Origin of the sequence: Phytobacter massiliensis JC163, from assembly GCF_000321045.1 — a bacterium.
Classification (GTDB): domain Bacteria; phylum Pseudomonadota; class Gammaproteobacteria; order Enterobacterales; family Enterobacteriaceae; genus Phytobacter_A; species Phytobacter_A massiliensis.
Genome location: NZ_HE578946.1, coordinates 628,233 through 649,628 on the forward strand (window position 1 = coordinate 628,233; position 21,396 = coordinate 649,628).

26 protein-coding genes are annotated in these 21,396 nt (G+C 55.9%); 11 read left to right on the top strand and 15 right to left on the bottom strand.

Annotation, left to right across the window (positions count from 1 at the left end; translation table 11 throughout):
- Positions 1 to 85: 85 nt before the first annotated feature.
- The 8 genes from proX to ENTHG_RS13430 form a co-directional block, all read right to left on the bottom strand.
- A complete protein-coding gene (gene proX / locus ENTHG_RS13395; protein WP_044180439.1) occupies positions 86 to 1,081 on the bottom strand; it encodes a glycine betaine/L-proline ABC transporter substrate-binding protein ProX in 996 nt (331 codons plus the stop codon).
- 66 nt (positions 1,082 to 1,147) lie between these two features.
- The gene (proW, locus tag ENTHG_RS13400) at positions 1,148 to 2,206 is read right to left on the bottom strand and encodes a glycine betaine/L-proline ABC transporter permease ProW (protein ID WP_044180441.1); all 1,059 of its coding nucleotides are present in this window, start codon (positions 2,204 to 2,206) and stop codon (positions 1,148 to 1,150) included.
- Positions 2,199 to 3,401: a glycine betaine/L-proline ABC transporter ATP-binding protein ProV gene (gene proV / locus ENTHG_RS13405; protein WP_044180443.1), complete on the bottom strand. Its 1,203-nt coding sequence runs from the start codon at positions 3,399 to 3,401 to the stop codon at positions 2,199 to 2,201. Before proV ends, proW begins: the two co-directional genes overlap by 8 nt.
- 626 nt (positions 3,402 to 4,027) lie before the next feature.
- Positions 4,028 to 4,990, bottom strand: a complete 963-nt coding sequence (nrdF, locus tag ENTHG_RS13410; RefSeq protein WP_044180445.1) for a class 1b ribonucleoside-diphosphate reductase subunit beta — start codon at positions 4,988 to 4,990, stop codon at positions 4,028 to 4,030.
- A 10-nt stretch (positions 4,991 to 5,000) separates the two neighbouring features.
- Entirely contained in the window at positions 5,001 to 7,145 is a 2,145-nt protein-coding gene (gene nrdE / locus ENTHG_RS13415; RefSeq protein WP_044180447.1) for a class 1b ribonucleoside-diphosphate reductase subunit alpha, read from the bottom strand.
- Positions 7,118 to 7,528, bottom strand: a complete 411-nt coding sequence (gene nrdI / locus ENTHG_RS13420; protein WP_044180448.1) for a class Ib ribonucleoside-diphosphate reductase assembly flavoprotein NrdI — start codon at positions 7,526 to 7,528, stop codon at positions 7,118 to 7,120. The genes nrdE and nrdI overlap by 28 nt, the downstream gene beginning before the upstream one ends.
- Positions 7,525 to 7,770, bottom strand: coding sequence for a glutaredoxin-like protein NrdH (gene nrdH / locus ENTHG_RS13425; RefSeq protein WP_044180450.1), 246 nt, complete (start codon positions 7,768 to 7,770; stop codon positions 7,525 to 7,527). The genes nrdI and nrdH overlap by 4 nt, the downstream gene beginning before the upstream one ends.
- 244 nt (positions 7,771 to 8,014) lie before the next feature.
- The gene (locus ENTHG_RS13430; protein ID WP_044180452.1) at positions 8,015 to 8,341 is read right to left on the bottom strand and encodes a DUF883 family protein; all 327 of its coding nucleotides are present in this window, start codon (positions 8,339 to 8,341) and stop codon (positions 8,015 to 8,017) included.
- A 163-nt stretch (positions 8,342 to 8,504) separates the two neighbouring features.
- On the opposite strand from ENTHG_RS13430, the gene ENTHG_RS13435 reads away from it, so the two are divergent.
- Positions 8,505 to 8,849, top strand: coding sequence for a DUF2002 family protein (locus ENTHG_RS13435; RefSeq protein ID WP_044180454.1), 345 nt, complete (start codon positions 8,505 to 8,507; stop codon positions 8,847 to 8,849).
- A gap of 32 nt (positions 8,850 to 8,881) precedes the next feature.
- Here ENTHG_RS13435 and alaE read toward each other — a convergent pair whose 3' ends face one another.
- Together alaE and ENTHG_RS13445 are read right to left on the bottom strand one after the other, a co-directional pair.
- Positions 8,882 to 9,328, bottom strand: a complete 447-nt coding sequence (gene alaE, locus ENTHG_RS13440; RefSeq protein WP_044180456.1) for an L-alanine exporter AlaE — start codon at positions 9,326 to 9,328, stop codon at positions 8,882 to 8,884.
- A gap of 432 nt (positions 9,329 to 9,760) precedes the next feature.
- On the bottom strand, positions 9,761 to 9,940 hold the full coding sequence (locus ENTHG_RS13445; protein ID WP_044180458.1) for a hypothetical protein: 180 nt from the start codon (positions 9,938 to 9,940) through the stop codon (positions 9,761 to 9,763).
- 218 nt (positions 9,941 to 10,158) lie between these two features.
- Here ENTHG_RS13445 and ENTHG_RS13450 point away from each other — a divergent pair, with 218 nt between their 5' ends.
- Both ENTHG_RS13450 and ENTHG_RS13455 read left to right on the top strand, forming a co-directional pair.
- Entirely contained in the window at positions 10,159 to 10,317 is a 159-nt protein-coding gene (locus ENTHG_RS13450; protein WP_044180460.1) for a YqaE/Pmp3 family membrane protein, read from the top strand.
- Positions 10,318 to 10,452: 135 nt separating this feature from the next.
- Entirely contained in the window at positions 10,453 to 11,301 is an 849-nt protein-coding gene (locus ENTHG_RS13455; RefSeq protein WP_044180462.1) for a hypothetical protein, read from the top strand.
- Between the two features lie 42 nt (positions 11,302 to 11,343).
- Here ENTHG_RS13455 and ENTHG_RS13460 read toward each other — a convergent pair whose 3' ends face one another.
- The gene (locus tag ENTHG_RS13460; protein ID WP_044180464.1) at positions 11,344 to 12,756 is read right to left on the bottom strand and encodes a DNA cytosine methyltransferase; all 1,413 of its coding nucleotides are present in this window, start codon (positions 12,754 to 12,756) and stop codon (positions 11,344 to 11,346) included.
- 97 nt (positions 12,757 to 12,853) lie between these two features.
- On the bottom strand, positions 12,854 to 13,414 hold the full coding sequence (locus ENTHG_RS13465; RefSeq protein WP_044180465.1) for an Ail/Lom family outer membrane beta-barrel protein: 561 nt from the start codon (positions 13,412 to 13,414) through the stop codon (positions 12,854 to 12,856).
- A gap of 282 nt (positions 13,415 to 13,696) precedes the next feature.
- On the opposite strand from ENTHG_RS13465, the gene ENTHG_RS13470 reads away from it, so the two are divergent.
- From ENTHG_RS13470 to ENTHG_RS13500, 7 genes are all read left to right on the top strand, one after another.
- Complete coding sequence (locus ENTHG_RS13470) at positions 13,697 to 14,665, top strand: DUF3829 domain-containing protein (RefSeq protein ID WP_044180466.1); 969 nt, start codon at positions 13,697 to 13,699, stop codon at positions 14,663 to 14,665.
- A 205-nt stretch (positions 14,666 to 14,870) separates the two neighbouring features.
- Positions 14,871 to 15,179, top strand: a complete 309-nt coding sequence (locus ENTHG_RS13475; RefSeq protein ID WP_044180468.1) for a hypothetical protein — start codon at positions 14,871 to 14,873, stop codon at positions 15,177 to 15,179.
- 121 nt (positions 15,180 to 15,300) lie between these two features.
- Positions 15,301 to 15,510 (top strand): hypothetical protein, encoded by a 210-nt coding sequence (locus tag ENTHG_RS13480; protein WP_044180469.1) that lies wholly within the window; start codon positions 15,301 to 15,303, stop codon positions 15,508 to 15,510.
- A gap of 291 nt (positions 15,511 to 15,801) precedes the next feature.
- Complete coding sequence (locus tag ENTHG_RS13485) at positions 15,802 to 16,041, top strand: biofilm development regulator YmgB/AriR family protein (RefSeq protein WP_044180471.1); 240 nt, start codon at positions 15,802 to 15,804, stop codon at positions 16,039 to 16,041.
- Positions 16,042 to 16,089: 48 nt separating this feature from the next.
- On the top strand, positions 16,090 to 16,386 hold the full coding sequence (locus ENTHG_RS13490; RefSeq protein ID WP_044180473.1) for a hypothetical protein: 297 nt from the start codon (positions 16,090 to 16,092) through the stop codon (positions 16,384 to 16,386).
- A gap of 83 nt (positions 16,387 to 16,469) precedes the next feature.
- On the top strand, positions 16,470 to 16,688 hold the full coding sequence (locus ENTHG_RS13495) for a hypothetical protein (RefSeq protein ID WP_044180475.1): 219 nt from the start codon (positions 16,470 to 16,472) through the stop codon (positions 16,686 to 16,688).
- Between the two features lie 126 nt (positions 16,689 to 16,814).
- A complete protein-coding gene (locus ENTHG_RS13500) occupies positions 16,815 to 17,030 on the top strand; it encodes a hypothetical protein (protein WP_044180476.1) in 216 nt (71 codons plus the stop codon).
- 138 nt (positions 17,031 to 17,168) lie between these two features.
- Here the strand turns inward: ENTHG_RS13500 and ENTHG_RS13505 are convergent, their stop codons facing one another.
- Together ENTHG_RS13505 and hpxD are read right to left on the bottom strand one after the other, a co-directional pair.
- Entirely contained in the window at positions 17,169 to 18,134 is a 966-nt protein-coding gene (locus ENTHG_RS13505) for a PDR/VanB family oxidoreductase (protein ID WP_044180478.1), read from the bottom strand.
- Positions 18,135 to 18,144: 10 nt separating this feature from the next.
- Positions 18,145 to 19,182 (bottom strand): molybdenum cofactor-independent xanthine hydroxylase subunit HpxD, encoded by a 1,038-nt coding sequence (gene hpxD, locus ENTHG_RS13510; protein ID WP_044180479.1) that lies wholly within the window; start codon positions 19,180 to 19,182, stop codon positions 18,145 to 18,147.
- A gap of 126 nt (positions 19,183 to 19,308) precedes the next feature.
- Between hpxD and hpxR the strand changes: the two genes are divergently transcribed.
- Positions 19,309 to 20,220 (top strand): LysR family hpxDE operon transcriptional regulator HpxR, encoded by a 912-nt coding sequence (gene hpxR, locus ENTHG_RS13515; RefSeq protein WP_044180480.1) that lies wholly within the window; start codon positions 19,309 to 19,311, stop codon positions 20,218 to 20,220.
- Here the strand turns inward: hpxR and hpxO are convergent.
- Complete coding sequence (gene hpxO, locus ENTHG_RS13520) at positions 20,217 to 21,371, bottom strand: FAD-dependent urate hydroxylase HpxO (protein WP_044180482.1); 1,155 nt, start codon at positions 21,369 to 21,371, stop codon at positions 20,217 to 20,219. The two genes, hpxR and hpxO, sit on opposite strands and share 4 nt — an antisense overlap.
- Positions 21,372 to 21,396: the final 25 nt, after the last annotated feature.

Below are 21,396 nucleotides of genomic sequence, written 5' to 3' on the forward strand. Positions count from 1 at the left end.
GCGGTTTTCTCCCTCTCCCTTTTAGGGAGAGGGCCGGGGTGAGGGTCTCAGGCCGCACAATTCCCCCTCGCCCGCGCAGATGCATTTACTTCTGCGCTTCCAGCGCTGCTTTTACCCAGCCGTCAAACTGCTGCTGGTGAGCTTTGATCCAGCCATCGACGTGGTTCTGGATATCCGCTTCGGACGCGTGGCCCGCGTGCATCATCGCGTTCTGGGCGTTGATATCCGCCAGCGGTACCTTCATCTGCGCGAAGAGCTTCGCCGCCGCCGGGTTTTTCGCCGCCCATTCTTTGTTTGCAACGATGTGCATCGTGTTCACCGGGAAGCCATAGTTCATGCCGTTTGGCAGTTTGGTGTCGATATCTTTCTGCTCGCCAGGCAGTGAAGAGAACGGCACCTGCAGCCAGACTACATCTTTACCCGGTTTCAGCACGTCGCTCACCCAGTACGGGGTCCAGGTGTAGTAGATAACCGGCTTCCCTTCTTTAAAGCGGGCGATGGTATCCGCCATCATCGCCGAGTAGTTGCCGTGGCTGACGTCGACGGTTTTTTGCAGATCGAAGGCTTTGTTCTGGTGGTTAATCACCGCTTCGCAGCCCCACCCCGGCGAGCAACCCATCATATCCGCCTTGCCGTCGCCGTTGGTGTCGAACAGCCTGGCGATTTTCGGATCTTTAAGCTGGTCGATATTGGTGATGTGGTACTTATCGGCGGTTTTTTTGTCGATCAGATAACCCTGTGCCGCGCCAGAGACAAAAGTCCCTTCACGATAAAACTTTTTATCCCCGCCAGCGGCGGCGTACATATCGTCATGCAGCGGCTGCCAGTTGACGGCGGTAAAGGTGGCGTCGCCGGAGGCAATCGAGGTGTAGCCAACATTGTAATCTACCTCGCTCGGCTTATTGACCGTATAGCCCAGCTTTTCCAGCGCGCGGCTGACCAGCAGGGTCTGGAAGGTCTCTTCGGAGATGGTGCTTTGCACCGGCTGTACCGTAACGCCTTTACCCGGCAGGTCGGCGGCGAAGGTGCTGGTGGAGACAAGGGTGGCAAACGTTGTGGCAAGAAGTGTGCTATGTCGCATCGTTGTTCCTTTTCTTTGTGAAGGGAGTTACCGCCCGGCAGCAGAGTGCCGCCGGGCCGGTCAGACTTATTTAATGAAAGGACGGGTAATCAACCCTACCGGGCCGGTGCTGTACCAGCGGCGGTTGCCGCGACTGCGCGCATCGCGCCCCATCGCCTGGGTCAGACGGTCGAGGATAATGGCGAGGATGACGATCCCCACGCCGCCCACGGTGGCAAGGCCCATATCAAGGCGGCCAATCCCGCGCAGCACCATCTGGCCAAGCCCGCCGACGGCGATCATCGAGGCGATGACGACCATGGAGAGGGCAAGCATAAGCGTCTGGTTAATCCCCGCCATAATGGTGGGCATGGCCAGCGGTAGCTGTACTTTGAACAACATCTGGCGCGGGCTGGCACCAAAGGAGCGGGAGGCTTCGATCAGGTCCTCCGGCACCTGGTTAATACCCAGGATGGTCAGGCGTACCACCGGCGGGAGGGCGAAAATAATCGTCACCACCACCCCCGGCACGTTGCCGATACCAAACAGCATCACAATCGGCACCAGGTAGACAAACGCAGGCGTGGTCTGCATGGCGTCGAGCAACGGACGGATGATCTTCGCCGCGCGCTGGCTGCGGGCCAGCCAGATACCGAGCGGCAGGCCAATCACCACGCAGAAGAGCAGGGCGGTGAGTACCAGCGCCAGCGTTACCATCGCCTGCGACCAGGCACCGATAGCGCCGATGGCAATCAGCGACACCAGCGTGGCGATACCCATACCGGCGCTGCCTATCTGCCAGGCGATCAGTGAAAAAAGCACGATCGCCACCGGCGCGGGCATCCCCAGCAGCAGCTGCTGGAAACCGCCGAGGATATAATCCACCGGCACGCGAATGCCCTGGAACACCGGACGAAAATGGGTGACCACCCAGTCGATCCCCTGCGTAACCCAGCTGTCGAGCGGGATCAGCGTCTTATGGAACGGGTCCATAATATTGAAGTGTTCCGGGGCAGGCGCGGGGGCGCTGTTCAGCCAGTCTGCGCCGCCGGTATCAGCGGGCGCGGGCGTTGAGCCCCATGCGTCTGCGGATTGTGCGGCGTTATCCGCCGCTTCTGTGGTTCCCCACGGGTTTGATTCAGCCATTGTTTGCCCCCTCGCGATCTAAAGCCTGCAGCAGCATCCGTTTTGAGATGATGCCAAGGTACTGTTGCTCTTCCCCAATAACCGGCACCGCGCAGGGTGCCTGGCCAACGTGTGAGAGCAGTTCGCTGAGCGGCGTTTCGGCCTCCACCGCGAGCGGGGAGTCGATAAGCGCCGCATCAATACCCTGCTCCTGGCTCAGCGCCGTTTTCAGGGAGTCGATAGAGACAGTGCCGACAAATTTATTGCCGCGTTCAATGACGTAACCGTATTCGCGGTCTTCATCCTGTAACAGTTTCAGCGCGGAGCGCGGGCCAAACCCTGGCGTTTTGCGAATCAGACCCACCGGCGTGCGTCGGGCGATATCCTTCGCGCTAAATACCTGGCTAATATCCACGCCGCGGAAGAAGGTGCGCACATAATCATTGGCCGGATTATTCAGGATCTCATCCGGCGTACCAACCTGTACCACTTCGCCGTTCTGCATGATGGCAATCCGATCGCCAATTCGCATAGCTTCATCCAGGTCGTGGGAAATAAAGACAATCGTCCGCTGATGGCGCGACTGTAATTTAACCAGTTCATCCTGCATTTCTGAGCGAATTAAGGGATCGAGCGCGGAGAAGGCTTCATCCATTAATAAAATATCGGGATTGATTGCCAGCGCACGCGCTAATCCAACGCGCTGCCGCATCCCGCCGGAAAGTTCATCCGGATACGCATGCGCATAATTTTCAAGGCCAACCTGGCGTAATGCTTCCAGCGCCTTTGCCTCGCGCTCGCTTGCTCCAATGCCCGCTAATTCCATACCGAATGCGGCATTTTCCACGACCGTCATATGCGGCATTAAGGCGAACGACTGGAAGACCATCGCAATCTTTTTCCTGCGCACCTCACGAAGTTCGGCATCGGATATTCTGGCGATATCTTCGCCGTCAATCAGCACCTGTCCGCGGGTGGGTTCAATCAGGCGATTGAGAAGGCGTACCATTGTGGACTTACCCGAACCGGATAATCCCATGATGACAAATATCTCGCCTTCTTCAATGGCCAGACTGGCGTCTTTTACGCCAAGCGATAGCCCCGTCTTTTCCAGAATTTGTTCTTTTGAAAGTCCTTTTTCAATATATTTGAAAGCTCTCTGCGGATGCTCGCCAAATATTTTATAGAGATTCTTAACTTCTAATTTAATTGCCATGCAATAGAAGGGTTCCTGTTATTTATTCGTGTCGATAAGTTACCTGATGAAAATAATTGACCGGCTATACCCTAGCATACTGAGATTCTGTGACAACCCTCTGATCCTCATTGGACCGAATTTGCAGGCGACGAAATGGCGTGAATTTCCCATGAGATAAGGGCTGAGCGGGGGTGTAATTTTTATGAGATTTTTCTGTTGCCGTCGAGAAATAGCACCTGAATCGCGAGTATTCAGGTGAATATGACGTGGAAATTACAGTGTAGTTGATGAAGAGATAATTAGCGGAAAATCCAGGCATTATATTTATACCCGTCATACTTCAAGTTGCATGCGCGTTGGCAATACTCGGCCCATCCCTGGGCCTCGCCCTGACGGGCGCTTTGAAGCGTTCAAATTCGTTCCCGACGAATTTGTCCTCGCTCACCCCAGTCACTTACTGGAGTAAGCTCCTGGGGATGGATGAGGGACATCCATGTCCCTCACCAAAGGCAGCCTTTGGCTGTTCAAATTCGTTCCTGACGAATTTGTTACTGCGTCGCCGCCTTCCTGCAACTCGAATTATTTAGGGTATATGTCGGGTGTCCCGGATGCGCTACGCTTATCCGGGCTACGGGCTGTGTGCCTTAAAAGTCCCAGTCGTCGTCCTGCGTCTCTACCGCCTTGCCCATCACGTACGACGAGCCGGAGCCCGAGAAAAAGTCGTGGTTTTCGTCCGCGCCGGGGGAGAGGGCGGCGAGAATCGCCGGGTTGACCTCCGCCATCTCCGGCGGGAACAGCGCTTCATAGCCAAGGTTCATCAGCGCCTTGTTGGCGTTGTAACAGAGAAAGGCTTTTACCTCGTCGCCCCAACCTGAGCTGGCGTAGAGATCGTCGGTGTAGACAACTTCGTTATCATAAAGATCCATCAGCAATTCGAGGGCGAAATTTTTAAGTTCGTCACGCCGCTGGGCGCTTACTTTCTCCAGCCCTTTCTGATACTTATAGCCAATATAGTAGCCGTGCACCGCCTCGTCGCGGATGATAAGCCGAATCAGGTCGGCGGTGTTGGTCAGCTTACCGCGGCTTGACCAGTACATCGGTAGCCAGAAGCCCGAATAGAATAAAAACGACTCCAGAAAGACGCTGGCAATCTTCTTCTTGAGGGGATCGTCGGCGCGATAGTATTCAAGCACAAGCTGCGCTTTACGCTGTAGGGCGAGGTTACTTTCGCTCCAGGCATAGGCGGCGTCTACCTCCCGGCTCTGGCAGAGGGTGGAGAAGATCGAACTGTAAGAGCGGGCGTGTACCGCCTCCATAAAACTGACGTTTGATAACACCGCCTCTTCGTGCGGCGTTAGCGCATCGGCCATCAGCGCAGGCGCGCCAACGGTATTCTGAATGGTATCCAGCAGCGTCAGCCCGGTAAAAACGCGGATGGTCAGCTGCTGCTGTTCGGGGCTTAACGTCTGCCAGGCGGGAATGTCGTTGGAAAGCGGCACTTTCTCCGGCAGCCAGAAGTTGCTGGTCAGACGGTTCCAGACCTCAAGGTCTTTATCGTCCTGAATCTTGTTCCAGTTTACCGCGTGGACGCGTGACAGTGGTTTCATCCTTTTCTCCTTACAGCGCGCAGGACACGCAGCCTTCTATTTCTGTGCCTTCCAGCGCAAGCTGGCGCAGGCGGATGTAATACAGCGTCTTGATACCTTTCTTCCACGCGTAAATTTGCGCCCTGTTGATATCGCGGGTGGTGGCGGTATCGGGGAAAAAGAGCGTCAGCGACAGCCCCTGGTCAACATGGCGGGTGGCTTCGGCATAGGTATCGATGATCTTTTCCGGGCCGATTTCATAAGCATCCTGATAGAGCGCCAGGTTTTCGTTGGTCATAAACGGCGCCGGGTAGTAGACGCGCCCGGTTTTGCCCTCTTTCCGGATCTCTATTTTCGATACGATCGGGTGAATGCTCGACGTGGCGTGGTTGATATAGGAAATAGAGCCGGTGGGCGGCACCGCCTGCAGGTTCTGGTTGTAGATGCCGTAGCGCATCACATCCTCACGTAGCTGCGCCCACATTGCGCGGTCGGGAATGGTAATGCCGCTACGGGCGAAGAGCGCACGCACTTTTTCCGTTTTCGGCTGCCACGTCTGCTCAAGGTACTGACGGAAATAGTCGCCGCTGGCGTAGCGTGACCGGTCAAAGCCCGCAAACTGCGCCTTGCGCTCGCGGGCTATCTGCATGGAGGTGTGCAGGGCGTGCCAGGTGATGGTGTAAAAATAGATATTGGTGAAATCCAGCCCCTCTTCGCTGCCGTAGGCGATGCCCTCCCGCGCCAGATAGCCGTGCAGGTTCATCTGCCCCAGGCCAATCGCGTGGGAAGCGGCGTTGCCCGCTTCTACTGAGGGGACGCTGCGAATGTGGCTCATATCCGATACCGCCGTCAGGCCGCGCACCGCAATCTCTACGGTGCGGCCAAAGTCCGGCGAATCCATGGTATGGGCAATATTCAGCGAGCCAAGATTACAGGAGATGTCATGCCCGGCCTCACGGTAATCAAGGTTTTCGTCCAGCACAGAGGGGGTGTTCACCTGCAAAATTTCCGAGCAGAGATTGCTCATATTGATGCGCCCGGCAATGGGGTTAGCGCGGTTTACCGTATCTTCAAACATGATGTACGGGTAGCCGGACTCGAACTGGATCTCCGCCAGGGTCTGGAAAAAATCACGGGCGTTGATGTATGTCTTGCGCACCCGGTCATCGGCTACCAGCGTGTCGTACAGCTCGCTAATGGCGATGTCGCCAAACGGCTTGCCGTACAGGCGCTCTACGTCATAGGGGGAAAAGAGCGCCATGTCGGCATTCTCTTTTGCCAGCCGGAAGGTCACGTCCGGGATCACCACCCCCAGCGAGAGGGTCTTGATGCGGATTTTTTCATCGGCGTTTTCGCGCCGGGTATCAAGAAAGCGCAGGATGTCCGGGTGATGCGCATTCAGGTAGACCGCCCCCGCGCCCTGGCGCGCGCCGAGCTGGTTGGCGTAAGAGAAGGCGTCCTCCAGCATTTTCATTACCGGAATGACCCCGGAGGACTGGTTTTCAATGCGCTTTATTGGCGCCCCCGCTTCGCGCAGATTAGAGAGCAGAAAGGCGACGCCGCCGCCGCGTTTCGAGAGCTGCAGGGCGGAGTTTACCGCCCGGCCAATGGACTCCATATTGTCCTCGATGCGCAGCAGGAAGCAGGAGACCAGTTCGCCACGCTGCTGTTTGCCGCAGTTGAGGAACGTCGGCGTCGCAGGCTGAAAGCGGCCGGTCAGCATTTCGTCGGTTAACGCCCGCGCCAGGGTTTCATTTCCCTGCGCCAGCGTCAGCGCCACCATACATACCCGGTCTTCGAAATGCTCCAGATAGCGCTTGCCGTCGAAGGTCTTCAGGGTGTAGCTGGTATAAAATTTCCATGCCCCCAGGAAGGTCTGGAAGCGAAAACCGCTGGCGTGAGCCTGAGCGAACAGCGAAATCACGAAAGCGCGGTCATAGCGCGCCAGGACGCTTTCATCGTAATAGCCCTCCTGCACCAGCCAGTTGAGCTTTTCATCCTGGCTTGCGAAGGTCACCGTCGCAGGCTGCACGTGTGAGGCGAGAAAGGCCTCTACCGCCTGGTGGTCTTTGTCGAACTGGATATGCCCGTCTTTATCATAAAGATTAAGCATCGCGTTAAGCGCGTGGTAGTCCGCTGCGGCGCGGGTTACGCGTTCTGTGGTTGTCGTTGCCAAAATTCGCTCACTCCTTTACGCACGTTTTCAATATCCTGCTGTGTTCCAATCAGTTCAAAACGATAGAGGTAAGGCACGCCGCATTTCTGCGCCACCACGTCTCCCGCGCGCCCGTAGGCCTCGCCAAAGTTGCGGTTGCCGGAGGCGATCACGCCGCGAAGTAGCGCCCGGTTGTGCTCATCGTTTAAAAAGCGGATAACCTGGCGCGGCACGGCCCCTGCCGTTCCACCGCCGCCATAGCTGGGAACCAGCAGAATGTAAGGCTCGTCTACCCGAATGCGCTCCCGCTCATTGAGCGGTATACGCACCGCCGGCAGCCCCAGCCGTTCAATAAATCGCCGGGTGTTTTCCGAACTGCTGGAGAAGTAGACGAGGGTACTCATGCGCTGGCCGCGCGTGGCATGGACGCAAGGCGGTTAATCAGGTCCGGGCGAAAGCCGGACCAGCGCGTCTCGCCCGCGACCACTACCGGAAGCTGACGGAAGCCCATCGCCCGCAGTTCTTCCGCCGCCTGCGGAACCTCATCAATATCGACCATTTCAAAAGCTACGCCGCGGCTCTCCATCGCCCGTTTGGTGGCGTGACACTGAACACAGTTATTACGAGTGTAAATGGTAATGATCATGATTCGTATTTCCGTTTAGAGTAGGGGGATGGCGCGAAAACTCGCGTCATCTGTCTGTCGATTACTTACAGGAATACTAGATGTAGTTAAATAAAGTTTCAACCACGCAATATATAGTAAATTGAGATAAGTTTGCCCGGAACGATGAGCGCGGCGGGGAGGGGGAAGCGACGGCCAAAAGCGGTGGCGCAGGCAATAAAAAACCCCGCACGCCGGGGCGCACGGGGTAGAGGACGGCTATCCGTTAGCGACGGTTACAGATCAGCGCGCCGAGGAAAATCCCGACGGCGGCAACCGCACCCAGCGCATAAACCGGGTTTTCTTTTACATAGGTGCTTGCGCAGCTCACCGCATCACGAGCGGCCTGGTGAGAGGGAGCACGACCATGCAGACGCGCGCGGGTCTCTTTTAACAGCGATTTCGCTTTGCGGCGAGCCTCTTCCGCTTCGCCTTTTGCATCGCTGCCCCATGACTTAAGCACGGCTTCCAGGCTGTCCGCCAGTTGGTTGACGTCGTTCTGGATATCCTGGACGCCATCGTCCACATCACTGCGATTGGGTCTGTTAAACATCGGAACCTCCTTTGTTTTCGAAGAGATTTTTAGTTTAGTCCATAATTTTGCCCTCTGACGGAACGGTACGGTATTTACCTTCGTTTATGGACTTTTCTGAAAGCGTTGCTAATGCTGAGTAATGTAAGGTTGCGATGCAGTAAAAAGATGACGAGGAAAAAATATGTATTTACGACCCGATGAGGTGGCGCGCGTTCTGGAAAAAATGGGCTTTGAAATGGATGTGGCGACAAACAAGACCTACGGCTATCGCCGTGGCGAAAACTATGTGTATGTGAACCGCGAGGCACGGATGGGCCGCACGGCGCTGATCATTCATCCCACGTTAAAAGAACGCAGTTTGTCCCTTGCGGAGCCTGCCTCGGAAATCAAAACGTGCGACCACTATCAAAACTTTCCGCTCTATTTAGCCGGGGACGCACGGGAACACTACGGTATTCCTCATGGTTTTAGTTCACGTATGGCGTTGGAGCGCTTTCTGTCCGGCCTGTTTGGCGAAACGCAATAAACCGTGACAGGCGAAGGCCTGTCACGCTCTTCTCAGGCCTTCGCCTGCTGGTAACTTACCCGGAACAGGCGGCGGCAATAATCCAGAAAATATCCGTACAGCGCGCCCATCATCATGGAGAGCACCGCGTTGGAACTGACCGCGGCGATAATCTGATGCCAGCCTGCGCCAACCGTCAACAAAATGGCGACATACACAGGCGACTGGAAGCTGACATAGGCGAAGACATCCGCCAGGGTGCGCACGCCGCTACGCGGGCTTAAACGACGGCTGTAACGCAGAATGGCGTCACGATAAAAGCCGTAGGGCCAGGCGATAATAATGTTGACAGGGATTGCCACCAGGCGCGATGAAAGCGACTGCTCGAAGCTCATTCCGGAGAGGAAAATTTCAATCAGCATGTTCACTACCGAACAATAGACAACCATAGCAAAGGTGTCTGCTGCGGCATGACGCAGGCGGGACTGCGAAGAGAACATGATGGCTCCTTGAGAAATAAACCGGGATAAAAAGGGAGTGTCGCAGCGGTTTCAGGCGCTGCTTTGCGATGAGGATAGATTATCTGTCTGGATATAAACCTACAACTAGCTAATAATTTTTATTTATAACTGTTTTGTGGATAAACTGCTTCGTTACTGACACTTTTTTTACTGCCGCACGATTTTTGTTGGAGTAGTGAAATAATTGATTATATATCAATGGGTTATTTTTAACGGAGTGAATCCTTTACCCCGGTAGAGGAGGATACGTAGCAAACCCTGCTACCGTTGCGTTCATGGAAGAGTGGTCAGGATTTTTTATGCTATTAAACGCCAAATGGCAGCGAAATATTCTGATTGTAACGATGGTTTTTTATGCATTAACAGTGCATTAAAAAGCAGACGCGGTGGGGTTTCCCCCACCGCAGAGGATCAGCAGACGCCGAAATCTCCCTCTTCTTTATAAAGGGAAACATCAGCCGCTTTAAGGGTGATTTTTTCCGCATCTTCATTGTGCAGCGGCACGACGACAATTTGGTCGTCGTGGATTTCAACGACTTTCAGTTTTGGGCCGCCAATACGCGGCTGTACGACATCATTAATAGCGAACATTGTCTTCTCCTTTATTGTGTTTGTTATTCAACCTTAGCGCGAACCGGGCGGCAGGTACAGGTGAGGCTTTCCACGGCGACTGTGGATGAAATGTGGTCTTCGGTAAAAGAGGGTAAAAGCAGCGCGGGAAACTGGCAACGCCTTAAGAACTGGCTACGCTTTACCCTTATTTCTTTGTTAAACAATAAGCTGTAATTTTGTACTCATCTGGAGAAGTTATGGGTTTCTGGCGTGTTATCTTCACAATCATTCTTCCGCCGCTGGGCGTGCTTATCGGCAAAGGCTTCGGCTGGGCCTTTATTCTGAATATCATTCTGACGCTGCTGGGCTACATTCCGGGCCTGATCCACGCGTTCTGGGTACAAACCCGCAAATAACCCCTGCACTACAGTTCCCGGCTCAGGCGCTGACGCCTGAGCCGGGCGACCCCCCCATTTCTGGCGTAGACCCGTAAAGTTTTTCTCTGCTGAGACGATAAAAAAGACATTTGGCACGCGTTCTAAGGAGAAGAGATGGGCGTTAAGGATGTAGGGGCGGGCAGCGGCTCGATGGCGTTCGCGGCGATGCGTCAGCAAACGGTTAAGGCGCTGACGGGTAAAGAAACTGGCAGTGAAGATTCTGTTGCGGTAAGCCTTTCACCGCAGGCGATGGCTCACGCGCAGACATCATCGCCGCCGCTCACGAAAGAAGAAGCGGAAGCCAACGCGCGCCGCATGCTGGCGCTGCGCAATGAGGCGATGGCCCGCACGCCCGCCGGGCCGGATCTCGCCAGCGCTTTTTTCAGCGACCCGACCACAGCAGTCGATGCCGTGCGCTTTCAGGCTTTTTTCCAGCACGCGACGGTAGATGCCGATGAGATGGCCGACGCGCTGCACAGCGCGCTAATATCGCCCGGCCAGGGCGGCGACGTGGCGACCAACGCCATGGATCTTGCCCTGACGCAGGCCAGGCTCAATCTGGTGGTGGAAAAGTACGTTTCGTCCGATTATCAGAGCGAGGCGGGTGCTTTTGTCAGCCAGTTTATCGGTGATAAAGCTTCCCAGGCGGATCAGGTCAATAAAGTGGCGCTCACCCAGGCGGCGAAGCTGGCGCAGAGCCTGGGCGATAACGAACAGGCCCGTCACCATCTGGACGCTATCGCGCAGCTCAACGCGGGCACCCACGCTTCACAACGCATCCGCAATGAAATGCTCACCCTCACAGCCGGTTCGCACGACAGCGAAGCATGGTTTTCATCCATTAACCAGTGGGTCAATGATAACCACGGCCTTTCGTGGAGCGTCGAGGTCGAGAAAAGCCATCTCAGCGCGTTACAGGCGCAGTGGCAAACTTTCGCTGGCCGCTTTAACAGACCGGCTTAACGCTGTGCGCCTCTTGCCTGATGGCAGGAGGCGCAACGCCGGCTATCGCTGCGCGACCGCGCGGGCAATGTAGGGCTCCAGCAGCCTGGCGACGGCGGCGAAAACCGGCACAACCACCGAGTTACCGAACTGCCTGTAGGCCTGGGTATCGGAAACCGGGATGCGAAACGGCTTCTCTCCGGGTTTCTCAAACCCCATCAGGCGCGCGCATTCGCGGGGCGTAAGCCTGCGCGGGCGTCGCTGCTGGTTGTCGGGATTGGTAAAGTCGGCTTCGCCCAGCGCCCGATCCCAGCCGCGATCGACCAGAATTTCGGAGCCGTCTTTGTGATAGCGGGCGGAGAGGGTGCGGGCCACGCTGTCCGCGCGGGTCGGGTCCACCAGCCCGAAGCCAAAGCCGTTGCCTTTCGCCGCATGCTTTTTCGCGTAGTGGTAGAGATAGTCCCATAGCTTTGGCGAGAGAATGTACTTCGCATCCACCGTCATATCGAGCAGATCGCCGAACAGAGGGCGCTGCTGCGGGTAGAAACGGGAGATGTCGCGCAGGGAAAACCCTTCACTCAGGTGCAAATCGCGGCGAAAGCCCACCAGCACAATGCGCTCCCGGTGCTGTGGCAGGAAATGTTTGCCATCAATCACTTTAGGATCGTCCTTCCCTGTTGCCCCGGCGTCGGCCACATCGTAACCCAGCTCGTCCAGAGTGTTCATGATGACCCGGAACGTCTTGCCGCCGTCATGACTTTTCAGGTTTTTAACGTTTTCCAGCACGAAGATAGCGGGGCGTTTGGCCTTGATAATACGTGCTACGTCAAAAAAGAGGGTGCCCTGCGCTTCGCACTCAAAACCGTGAGCGCGGCCAAGGGCGTTCTTTTTGCTGACCCCCGCCAGGCTAAACGGCTGGCAGGGAAAACCGGCCAGCAGCACGTCGTGGTCGGGGATCTGCGCATCAATATGCACGTAAGCTTCGGCCTCGGTCACCTGCGGATTATCGCTTAGCGTCACTTCGCGGATATCCTGGTTAAAGCGGTGTGCCGTTTCGTCATTGAACCAGTTGGCCTTATAGGTGCGTACCGCGTTTTTATTCCATTCGCTGGTGAACACGCACTGGCCGCCGATGGCCTCGAAACCGCTGCGAATCCCGCCGATACCGGCAAAGAGATCGATAAAACGAAAGGCATAATGGGGATGATGGGCGGGCGGTGAGGGCAGCATTTTACGCAGCAGCGCCACCTCGGCAGCGGTCAGCGGCGTGGCAGGGCCTTTGCCGTTCAGGCGTCGGTTGAGCCTTTCCCGGCTCCATTCATTCTGGCCCAGCTTGCGCAGCTGTTCGGCGACAGACTTCTGACCATAAATTTCCGTGACCTGATTCAGCAAGGCTGAATCCTGTTCAAACTGACGTTTATCTTCTGCCGCAGCCTGCGCGAGCAACTCCTGTGCGAGTGTATCAAAATCCGACATGCCGCCTCCCTTGGGTTAACTGCGTGAAAATATATCACTCATTTGACCCAGAGAGGCAGGGAAATCTCAGGAAGCCGGCGCAGCAGAAGGGGCGTTATCAGAAACGGTAACCCACCCCAACGTTAAAGCCGTTGATGGAACGATTACCCGCCAGGTCGGCGTCTGTGCCTTCGTAGCCTGCGTTGATGGCGACATTCTCGGTCGGGTTGATAATCACCCCGGCGCCATAGGCAAACGTGGTGGATTTTTCAGAGATCCTGTCGCGGCCCACATAGCCGTCAGGGTAGTTGGTCCAGGTGGTTTTCCCGTCTGCCTTACTGCGGGCAACCCCGCCCAGGGCATACAGCGAGACATAGTCATTGAAGCGCCAGGCCGGGCCAGCCAGCAGCGAGTAGTATTTCGCTTCTATATGATTATGTACGGCGTCGTAACCGGCATAATAATGTTGATCGTCATCGCCTTTCATATAAGTGAAGGAACCCATTACGCTGAGTGGGTTGTCAAACTCATAACGGTATTGCAAATTAACGCCGCGAATATTTTTAAAACCTTCTACTTTGCTTTGGGCATAGCCAACTGACACCGTATGATCGTCCGCCAGCGCTGCGCCGCTGGTGAGTCCCGCCGCAACCACTATCGCCATATATATTTTATTCATTTCCCTTAATCCTTATTACCTTATTCAGTACTGAACTATTGTGCTATCTGTCGCCCCGGATAATAACGTTATGAAGTGTTCGCATTTTTTGCTTTGAGCGCTACCAGGATTACTCTTAAACCACAAATAGTGGCACCCTTAAATCTGGTAGGTTTGTTTATTAGCCCTACCAGATTAGGTGGCGGTCGTAATTAAAGGCAGGTTTGATGCTAATCTATCCCGGCCCGCTTTATCTCGTGGGAATAATAATTAATTGGCATGATTTTGGACAAGGAGAATGGGATGTTCACAAAATGTATTGCGCGATCGCTTATGGTGCTGGCGTGCTTTTTCGCATTGACGGCCTGCGATGACAAAAGCGCTGAAAAAGCGCAGCAGGAGCAGGCTCAGAAAGCGCCCGAACAATCGGAAGTCGAAAAATATAACGAATATGTCAGAGCCGCCAATATGGCCACTGTCTCTTTCGCGCAGGATCTGGAACAGTACCAGAAGAATATTCAGCCGGTCTTCGACGGTAAAAAACGCAACAAAAACCTCTTTTATAGCAACCCCATTGGCATTAGCCGCGTGCAGGAGCAACTGGATAAAGCTCGCGCCATGAAACCGGCGATGGCGGAACTGGATGAATCGGCGCGCCTGTACAGTGAGGCGCTGGCGAAAGCTGACCCGCTGAGTCGTGACGTGTATAACTACATCAGCGCGAAAACCTACCTGAGCGATGAGGGCGCGCATGGCCGCGAAATTCAGCCCGCTTATCTGGATGCCATGCAAAAGCTGGTGGTGGCGCAGGCCGACTTCCTGAATGGTATTGATGCAAAAGACCGCGCGCGAATTAAAGCTGAATTCGAAAGCAGTGAAAAGGGGTCTATCGATCATTACCGTATCGGCATGGTTTATTACCTGAAAGAGAGTATGGATGCCGCCGACGGGGTCTATGACGGCACCGGCCTTGGGGATAAAAAAGAGGCCTTCAGGAACGCGCTCAACCAGTTTAATAGCATGGTGACCGCCTATGACGGCAAAGTGCGCGAACGCAACAAAACAGGCTGCTCATCCTTGCAGATGACCGCTAACTCTTATCTTTCTACCGGTCGTGAAATCATTGAGCGTACCGAAGATGGCACCTACGAAAAAGAGGCGAAAAAACCGAAGCAGTTCCGGCTAATGGAACCCCAGCAGAAAAGAGATGCCTCCTCTCTGTTGCAGCATTACAACAACATGATTAACGAGCTGAATGTGAACCGCTGTTAAGCGCTGCCATCACCATCACGGCCTGCCTGCGCAGGCCGTTTTTTTATCAAAATATTCTTAACGTTATCTCCTTTTTGCCCTCTCCGGCCTGTACTTCTCTCCTGCTTTCATTGCATACCGCTGAATAAGAATGCCCTGAATATTATTTCGAGACGGCAGCGCTGGCTATAATTTAGTTATGTGAAACCCAATCAAAGGAGAATATATGTCAGAACTTGATGATGAAATGAAAGGGTATGTCGCTATCGGAGAGGCGGTTATTACCCATATTTATCGCAACGAAAAGATCTCCCAACAGTCATTGATGAATATGTTGACGCGAGACGCCGAGGAGGAAAGCAACGATGAAAAAATCGTTAATATCATGTCCGGGCGCAGGATATTGCAGTCCGCACAAGAGGTAAGTCAGCAAATTAACCCGAAATCGGCTGAGCATAATAGCTGGGGCGAATCTGACACCCCATTTTTAGACGCCCCCGCTCAACACGCCTCTTCTGACAAAGCGAAAAGATAAGTCTGCACGGCCCCCATCTTAGCAGGCTTATTGCCTGACACACTTTCGTCACTGCCTGAGGCGGTGTCACATGGCTATCCATTTTTATTACCTTATCGCTATCGATTTTACCGGAGGGTAATTGACAATAAAGAAAGATGAGTTAACTGACGAAGAAAAAATAAGTGAAGCAATAGGCTTAGCCGCCACCTGGCTTATCCGCAATAATAAGCCGGTGACCGCACGTGAGCTGAGCCAGCTTCTTAAGTTTGAAGAGGAAAAAACAGCTGATGCCGGGCATAAAATTATTCTTGCCGCAGCGCGAAAGCTGGTATTGCGCAAAATGCAATAAAAGCAACAGCTGATAATAAATTTTCCGCTGAGAAAATAGGGAGGTGAGTATGCTGTTAACGTTTCAGTATGTGTCAGCAAAAAGGTCATTTATGAATTAGCAAAGGAAAAGTTATCATTCCGCGGAATTTTGTTTCACAATACGCTTCATTTGCCAGGCCTCTGTAACACCCGAGGTGTTCTGAGCGCAGGAGCTCATCACGTTTGGCGAGCACAGGGATATAAAAGCGCTGCGCTTGCGTATCCCTTACGTTGAGCATGTGTATATGATATTTTCTTGTATGGCGTAAATATGGCAAATTCTTCTATAGAAAAATGTAATAGCGGTGAAGCGCCGGGCGGGAATGTCGAAGCGAGCTGTGAACAGACGCTTGGCGCGATTGTCATGGAACTGATGCAGGCAGGCCAGGCCGTTACGCTGGCGCATATCACACTCAGGATCGCTGTGTACATTGAAGAAGCGTCCGATCTGCAGCAGAAGGCACATTATGCGGATGTTCTGCGGTTAATCATGTCGAAGCGGGCCCGGTAGCCCGCTTTCACTAACAGATGCCACGCAGCCAGGAAGAGAGGTACGATTATGTTAAAGAACTTCAAAGAACGACTGGTGGATGTTGTGATGGGTGAGGCAATCCTTGAACTGGTTGAAGCGGATAAGCCCATCTCGGTTGCTTCGCTGGTAACGCAGCTGAAAGAGGATCTGCTGCTGGAAGAGAGCGCCGCGCGGCGGGAGGCTATTCAGGCGGCGATCGGCGAGGTTTATCAAAAAGCGCACCTGCGCAAAACGGCGGAGAAAAAAGTGCTGTGGCATGCGCGTGCCGACGATCGGACTAGCTTTAACAGCGATCCCCCCGCCCCGGATGTTAAAAAGCACTGACGCCGGGGTGCGCCGTAAACCGTTTGACCTGCTCCGGACGTGATACCCCTCGTTTTTGATGCGCCCGGCTGGTCGCAGGAGAGATGTTTTATGGAGATGTTTTGAAGCGTTCTGACAATGCCGACCCGAAAACGCTTGCTCTTATCGGCAAGGCTTCTGTGTACCTGTTAAATACCCGAGATTCTGTTACCCCGTCTAATATTGTCAAAACCCTGTGGAGCTGGGAGCAACAAGCCTGCTCTGCGGCCGATATTGCGCTGTTCGAAGCGGCACGCCGTCTGATTATGAATAAAATGCAATAATTGTCAGCGCGGACAAATAACCCCCTTAATTGTGTCGATTTAATAAAACTTGTTATTTCCCGGTTGCTGTTATACTTATTATGATTCAACTATAACGTTAACTTGCTGCCAGAGGAGATATTCGTTGTGTCTGTTGATGAAGACGATAAAGGTTATATCGCGATAGGCGAAGCCGTTATTAGCCATATCTTCAACGGAGCGGAGATAACCCGGGATAGCCTGCTTGATACGCTCAGGCATACTGCGGACGAGGCGGTAGATGAAAGGAGAATACTGCGCATTCGCGAGGCAGAACAATTGCTTAAAGGCGCCTCCCCTTCCGGGGATGAGAGCATGAGTTAAGTTATCTGATAATACCCTGTGGTTTTTCAGGTTATTAATGGTCTGCCCAAGGCACCGTCAGGTGCCTTATTTTTTGCATTCAATAATTCCCGTGCATATATTTCCCGGCGCGCTTATTCCTGCTGAGCAATAGCGCACTCATAAGTCAATCACTAATCTGGCGGAACGGCTACGGGAGCAGCATAAGGCTATTTGCTGCGCGCTGGCGGATTTTTCGGCCTCCGACTGGACCGTGTCGCGGTGATCCACCGTGCCATCAATCACCGGGGTCAGGCAAGCGCCGCAAATTCCCATTTCACAGGAGAGCGGCACCGCCACGCCGTGGTCCTGCAGGACGCGGGCAATGCTCTGACCCGCTGGCACCGGCCACGACTCCCCGCTTGAGGCCAGCGTAACGGTAAAGGTCTCTTCGCCCAGCGCCACGGGCGGCGCAACGGGCTGAAAGGCTTCGCTGTGGATGCGTTCCTCCGGCCAGCCTTTTGCCGCCCCGGCGTCTCTCACCGCCGCCATAAAACCGACCGGCCCGCAAACGTAGAGATGCCGCCAGCTATCCGGACCGGGCAAAATCTCAGCGAGCGTGTTACGTGGGCTTTGGCCTTCTGCGGAGCAGTGCACCACGCAGACGCCGTGGTTAAATGGGCGCGTCAGCTCGGGCAAAAACGCGGCGCTGCCGCGATGCTTCACAAAGTAGTGCAGAGCGAAGGGGCGGCCAGCGGCCTCCAGGCGCAGCAGCATGGCGTAAAGCGGCGTGATGCCTATCCCGGCAGCCAGCAGAATAACCGGTTCATCTTCATGCAGCGTGAACAGATTGCGCGGGGGAGAAATCAGCAGTTTCTGCCCTGGCCGCAGGGTCTCGTGGATATAGCGCGAGCCGCCGCGCGATGCGCCCTCCTGGGCAACACAGATCAGGTAGCTTTCGGCCCGGGCCGCGTCGCCGGTCAGTGAATACTGGCGGATCAGGCCGCAGGGAAGATGCACGTCAATATGCGCCCCCGGCTGCCAGCCGGGAAGGGCAGCGCCGTTTTCCGTCACCAGCCGCACCGCAAGGTTCCTGTCGCCCTGCCGCCAGATGCCGTCAACCACCACGCTCAGCACGTCGCTCATACGCTGCTCCTTAGACGAGGAAAAAGTCGCCAAAGCCCATTTTTTTCAGGCCGCGGCGGTAGGCAATGGAGCTTCTGTCGGCGGGAATATGCGCCTCCAGCGTCAGGTCCAGCGGTAACCGCTCCGGGCGCTGCGTCTCCACCATCAGGCGATCCTCTTCGAAGACGCGCAGGTTAAAGGCGTGCACCTCCTCGACGGGAACATGCAGGTCAAAATTACGCGCAATCGGCGCGAACATGCGGGTCACCCGGGAGGAGACCGGCGAGGCCGCATTCATGATCACCAGCCGCGCCTCGCCGGGGAAATGGATGGTCAGCGTGGCGGTAAACGGCAGGTGCATTTCGAAATGGCGCAGCCACTGGAACCCTTCCGGGGCGCGGAATTCTGAACTGGCCGGGTAGTTGCCTACTGAACTCCAGTAATCGGCGATAAAGCCAAACCCGGTCTCCTGCGGGTTGTAGTCCGGCACCACCTGATTATCCGGATCGGCGAAGGTATCGGTGTGGATCCAGGCGAAGTGGGCGACGTCGAGAAAGCCCTCCACCTGGCGTCCGGCAAAGCCGTTCACCTCAAACGCGGGGCAGTTAATCTGCTGAAAGCCGTCGTCATGCCAGTGGGGCATGGTGGGCAACGGCTGGGGATCCTGCGGATCGAACGCCAGGCAGGTCCAGATCAGGCCGTAGCGCTCCTCAACCGCAAAACTGGTGAGGTTGAGCTTCGCCGGAACCGGCTGGTCGGGGCTGGAGGGGATGCGGTTACAGCGGCCATCCTCGCCGAAGCGCAGGCCGTGGTAGGGGCAAACAATCCCCTCTTCATCATGAAAGCCGAGCGTCAGCGGCACGCCGCGGTGCGGGCAGACATCTTTCGCAACCACTACCTGGCCCTTTACGCGGTAGATAACCAGCTGTTCATCCAGCAGCGTCGCTTTTACCGGGGCGGGGCCGATATCACAGGCGCGGGCGACGGGATGCCAGCATTTTGCCAGGCGCAGCCAGTCGTCCGGCTCAAAAGTGCAGTGGGCGGGCGGGGTGGGAAAAGGTGTTTTCATGGTCGTTATTCCTGCTCACAGAAGGTCATTGTTTATTTGTTGTAAATTTATTGTTGTCACATTAGGGTGTTCACATCCATCAGCAAGAATTCACTTACCCGTTGCAAAAATGTGTACAGGTGCCCCATGAGTCCATTTTCCCGCTTTGCGCTCTATTTCGCCGAAGTCGCCCGCAGCGGTAGCCTGCGCCGGGCGGCGGAGCAGCTGCATATTTCGGCGTCGGCCATTAACCGGCAGATCCTGCAGGCGGAGGAGCACTTTGGTACGCCGCTGTTTGAGCGGCTGCCTGACGGGCTGCGAATGACCACGGCGGGGGAGCTGTTTTACGACAATCTGCTGCGCTGGCAGAAAGAGTTCCAGCTCACCCGTCAGAAGTTTGACGAGCTACAGGGGCTAAAACGCGGCACGGTCAGCGTGGGGATGGTGCAGGCGCTGGCGGAGGGATGCTTTGCCTCGGCGCTGGCGGATATCATCGCCAGCCAGCCGTGGCTGGAACTGGTGCTGCAAGTGGCGGACAGCCATACCGTCAGCGAAAACGTGCGCCGGGCCGATCTCGACTTCGGCCTGATCCTCGACCCGCAGGGCCAGGCGGGGCTGAACGTGCTGGCGTTTGTTGAGCTGGCGATGGGGGTGGTGCTGTCCGCGGATCATCCGCTGGCAGGCGCGACGGCGCTGTCGCCCGCGGAGCTGAGCGAGGAGCGGCATATACTGCCCGGCGCGCCGCTGATCGTTCACGATCGCGTCGGCCTGTTGTACCGTCACTACGACTTCGCGCCGACCAACAGCATCAGCTGCAACGATATCCGGCTGATTAAATCGCTGGTCCGACGGGGTGGGGTGACGGTGCTCAGCCTGCTGGACGTGCTGGATGAGGTGCAGCGTGGCGAACTGGCCTTTGTGCCGCTGCGCAATAAGCTGCTACGGCCGCTGACCCTGGCGCTGTGCGCCGCGCCATCCCGCCAGCTTTCCCGCCCGGCGCAGATGGCGATTCAGAAACTGACCCTGGTGCTGGAGGAGATGCAGAGCGTGGGGCGTTAGCCCAGCGGGCCGCCCTGAATGGTTTCGCACAGGCCGTTGATAATGCGCTCGCCGGTCTCCTCGCTGAGCTCCTGATACCACGCCTGGGTCAGCGCCATATTCTTGCCGTGGGTGATATCGCAGCGCTTGCGGGCTTTCAGCACCAGGTCACGTACCCGGTCGCAGCGCTGCGCTTCATACTGGCGAAGCGCCTCGTCGATGTCGGCGTGGCGTTTAACGCACTCTCCCAGCACTACCGCATCCTCCATCGCCGCGCAGCCCCCCTGGCCGATATCCGGCGTGGTGCTGTGGCCGGCATCGCCCAGTAACGCCACCCGCCCGCGCACCAGCCTGTCGAAGGGTTCGATATCATGGATTTCAATGCGGTTAGTGGTTTGCGGGTTTAACGCCGCGATCAGCCGCTGCACCGGCGGCGCCCAGCCGCTAAAGTAGCGGGTCAGGTCAGCGCGCAGGGTGCTGCGATCTTCCGCCAGACCGGCAGGCAGCGGCACATCAAAGAAGAAGTAAAAGCGCCCGTCGGAGACCGGCATCAGCGATACCCGCTTGCCTTCGCCAACGAAGGTGGTCCACTGCTCGGCCGGGGCGATGGCTTCATCAATCTCCACCAGGCCGTTCCAGTTGACGTAGCCCGCGTAGCGGCGTTCCGGCGTATAGCCCAGCACGAACGGACGCAGGGCCGAATGGCTGCCGTCGGCGGCTATCACCATATCGCCGTGGGCATGAGTGCCGTCGGTAAACCACACCTGCACGCCGTCGGCGGTCTCCTGCGCGCTTGCCACCCGCTTGCCGAACTGCACCTTGTCGCGCCCCCAGTGGTTGAGCATTTCACGCTGTAGCTCCGTGCGCGACACCGGGCAGGGGCGGCCGCCGGTGCGCGCAACCAGCGGCGCGAGGCTGAACTGCGTCAGGGTATCGCCCCGGCGGTAATCCTTATAGGCCATAAAGCGCATCGGCCCGCCGTAGGTCTCCATAATGTCGCCCATGCCGAGATGGCGCATACATTTTACGCCGTTGGGCCAGACAGAGATGGCGGCGCCCACCGGCTTGATCTCTTTCACCGCCTCGAACACCTCGCACTCAATGCCCGCCTGCTGTAAGGCCGCCGCCGCGCTCAGCCCGCCGATCCCGGCGCCGATAACCAGTGCTTTCATTGCTCTCTCCTTTTTATAACGTGTT

Coding starts and splice junctions, on each gene's coding strand:
- ENTHG_RS13475 (WP_044180468.1), top strand. CDS start 14,871: ATGTCAGAACTTGATGATGAAATGAAAGGGTATGTCGCTATCGGAGAG.
- ENTHG_RS13430 (WP_044180452.1), bottom strand. CDS start 8,341: ATGTTTAACAGACCCAATCGCAGTGATGTGGACGATGGCGTCCAGGAT.
- ENTHG_RS13435 (WP_044180454.1), top strand. CDS start 8,505: ATGTATTTACGACCCGATGAGGTGGCGCGCGTTCTGGAAAAAATGGGC.
- ENTHG_RS13470 (WP_044180466.1), top strand. CDS start 13,697: ATGTTCACAAAATGTATTGCGCGATCGCTTATGGTGCTGGCGTGCTTT.
- ENTHG_RS13490 (WP_044180473.1), top strand. CDS start 16,090: ATGTTAAAGAACTTCAAAGAACGACTGGTGGATGTTGTGATGGGTGAG.
- ENTHG_RS13465 (WP_044180465.1), bottom strand. CDS start 13,414: ATGAATAAAATATATATGGCGATAGTGGTTGCGGCGGGACTCACCAGC.
- nrdI (WP_044180448.1), bottom strand. CDS start 7,528: ATGAGTACCCTCGTCTACTTCTCCAGCAGTTCGGAAAACACCCGGCGA.
- ENTHG_RS13495 (WP_044180475.1), top strand. CDS start 16,470: ATGTTTTATGGAGATGTTTTGAAGCGTTCTGACAATGCCGACCCGAAA.
- proW (WP_044180441.1), bottom strand. CDS start 2,206: ATGGCTGAATCAAACCCGTGGGGAACCACAGAAGCGGCGGATAACGCC.
- ENTHG_RS13445 (WP_044180458.1), bottom strand. CDS start 9,940: ATGTTCGCTATTAATGATGTCGTACAGCCGCGTATTGGCGGCCCAAAA.
- hpxD (WP_044180479.1), bottom strand. CDS start 19,182: ATGAAAACACCTTTTCCCACCCCGCCCGCCCACTGCACTTTTGAGCCG.
- alaE (WP_044180456.1), bottom strand. CDS start 9,328: ATGTTCTCTTCGCAGTCCCGCCTGCGTCATGCCGCAGCAGACACCTTT.
- ENTHG_RS13505 (WP_044180478.1), bottom strand. CDS start 18,134: ATGAGCGACGTGCTGAGCGTGGTGGTTGACGGCATCTGGCGGCAGGGC.
- ENTHG_RS13460 (WP_044180464.1), bottom strand. CDS start 12,756: ATGTCGGATTTTGATACACTCGCACAGGAGTTGCTCGCGCAGGCTGCG.
- ENTHG_RS13485 (WP_044180471.1), top strand. CDS start 15,802: ATGGCAAATTCTTCTATAGAAAAATGTAATAGCGGTGAAGCGCCGGGC.
- hpxO (WP_044180482.1), bottom strand. CDS start 21,371: ATGAAAGCACTGGTTATCGGCGCCGGGATCGGCGGGCTGAGCGCGGCG.
- proV (WP_044180443.1), bottom strand. CDS start 3,401: ATGGCAATTAAATTAGAAGTTAAGAATCTCTATAAAATATTTGGCGAG.
- proX (WP_044180439.1), bottom strand. CDS start 1,081: ATGCGACATAGCACACTTCTTGCCACAACGTTTGCCACCCTTGTCTCC.
- nrdH (WP_044180450.1), bottom strand. CDS start 7,770: ATGATCATTACCATTTACACTCGTAATAACTGTGTTCAGTGTCACGCC.
- ENTHG_RS13450 (WP_044180460.1), top strand. CDS start 10,159: ATGGGTTTCTGGCGTGTTATCTTCACAATCATTCTTCCGCCGCTGGGC.
- nrdF (WP_044180445.1), bottom strand. CDS start 4,990: ATGAAACCACTGTCACGCGTCCACGCGGTAAACTGGAACAAGATTCAG.
- ENTHG_RS13455 (WP_044180462.1), top strand. CDS start 10,453: ATGGGCGTTAAGGATGTAGGGGCGGGCAGCGGCTCGATGGCGTTCGCG.
- hpxR (WP_044180480.1), top strand. CDS start 19,309: ATGAGTCCATTTTCCCGCTTTGCGCTCTATTTCGCCGAAGTCGCCCGC.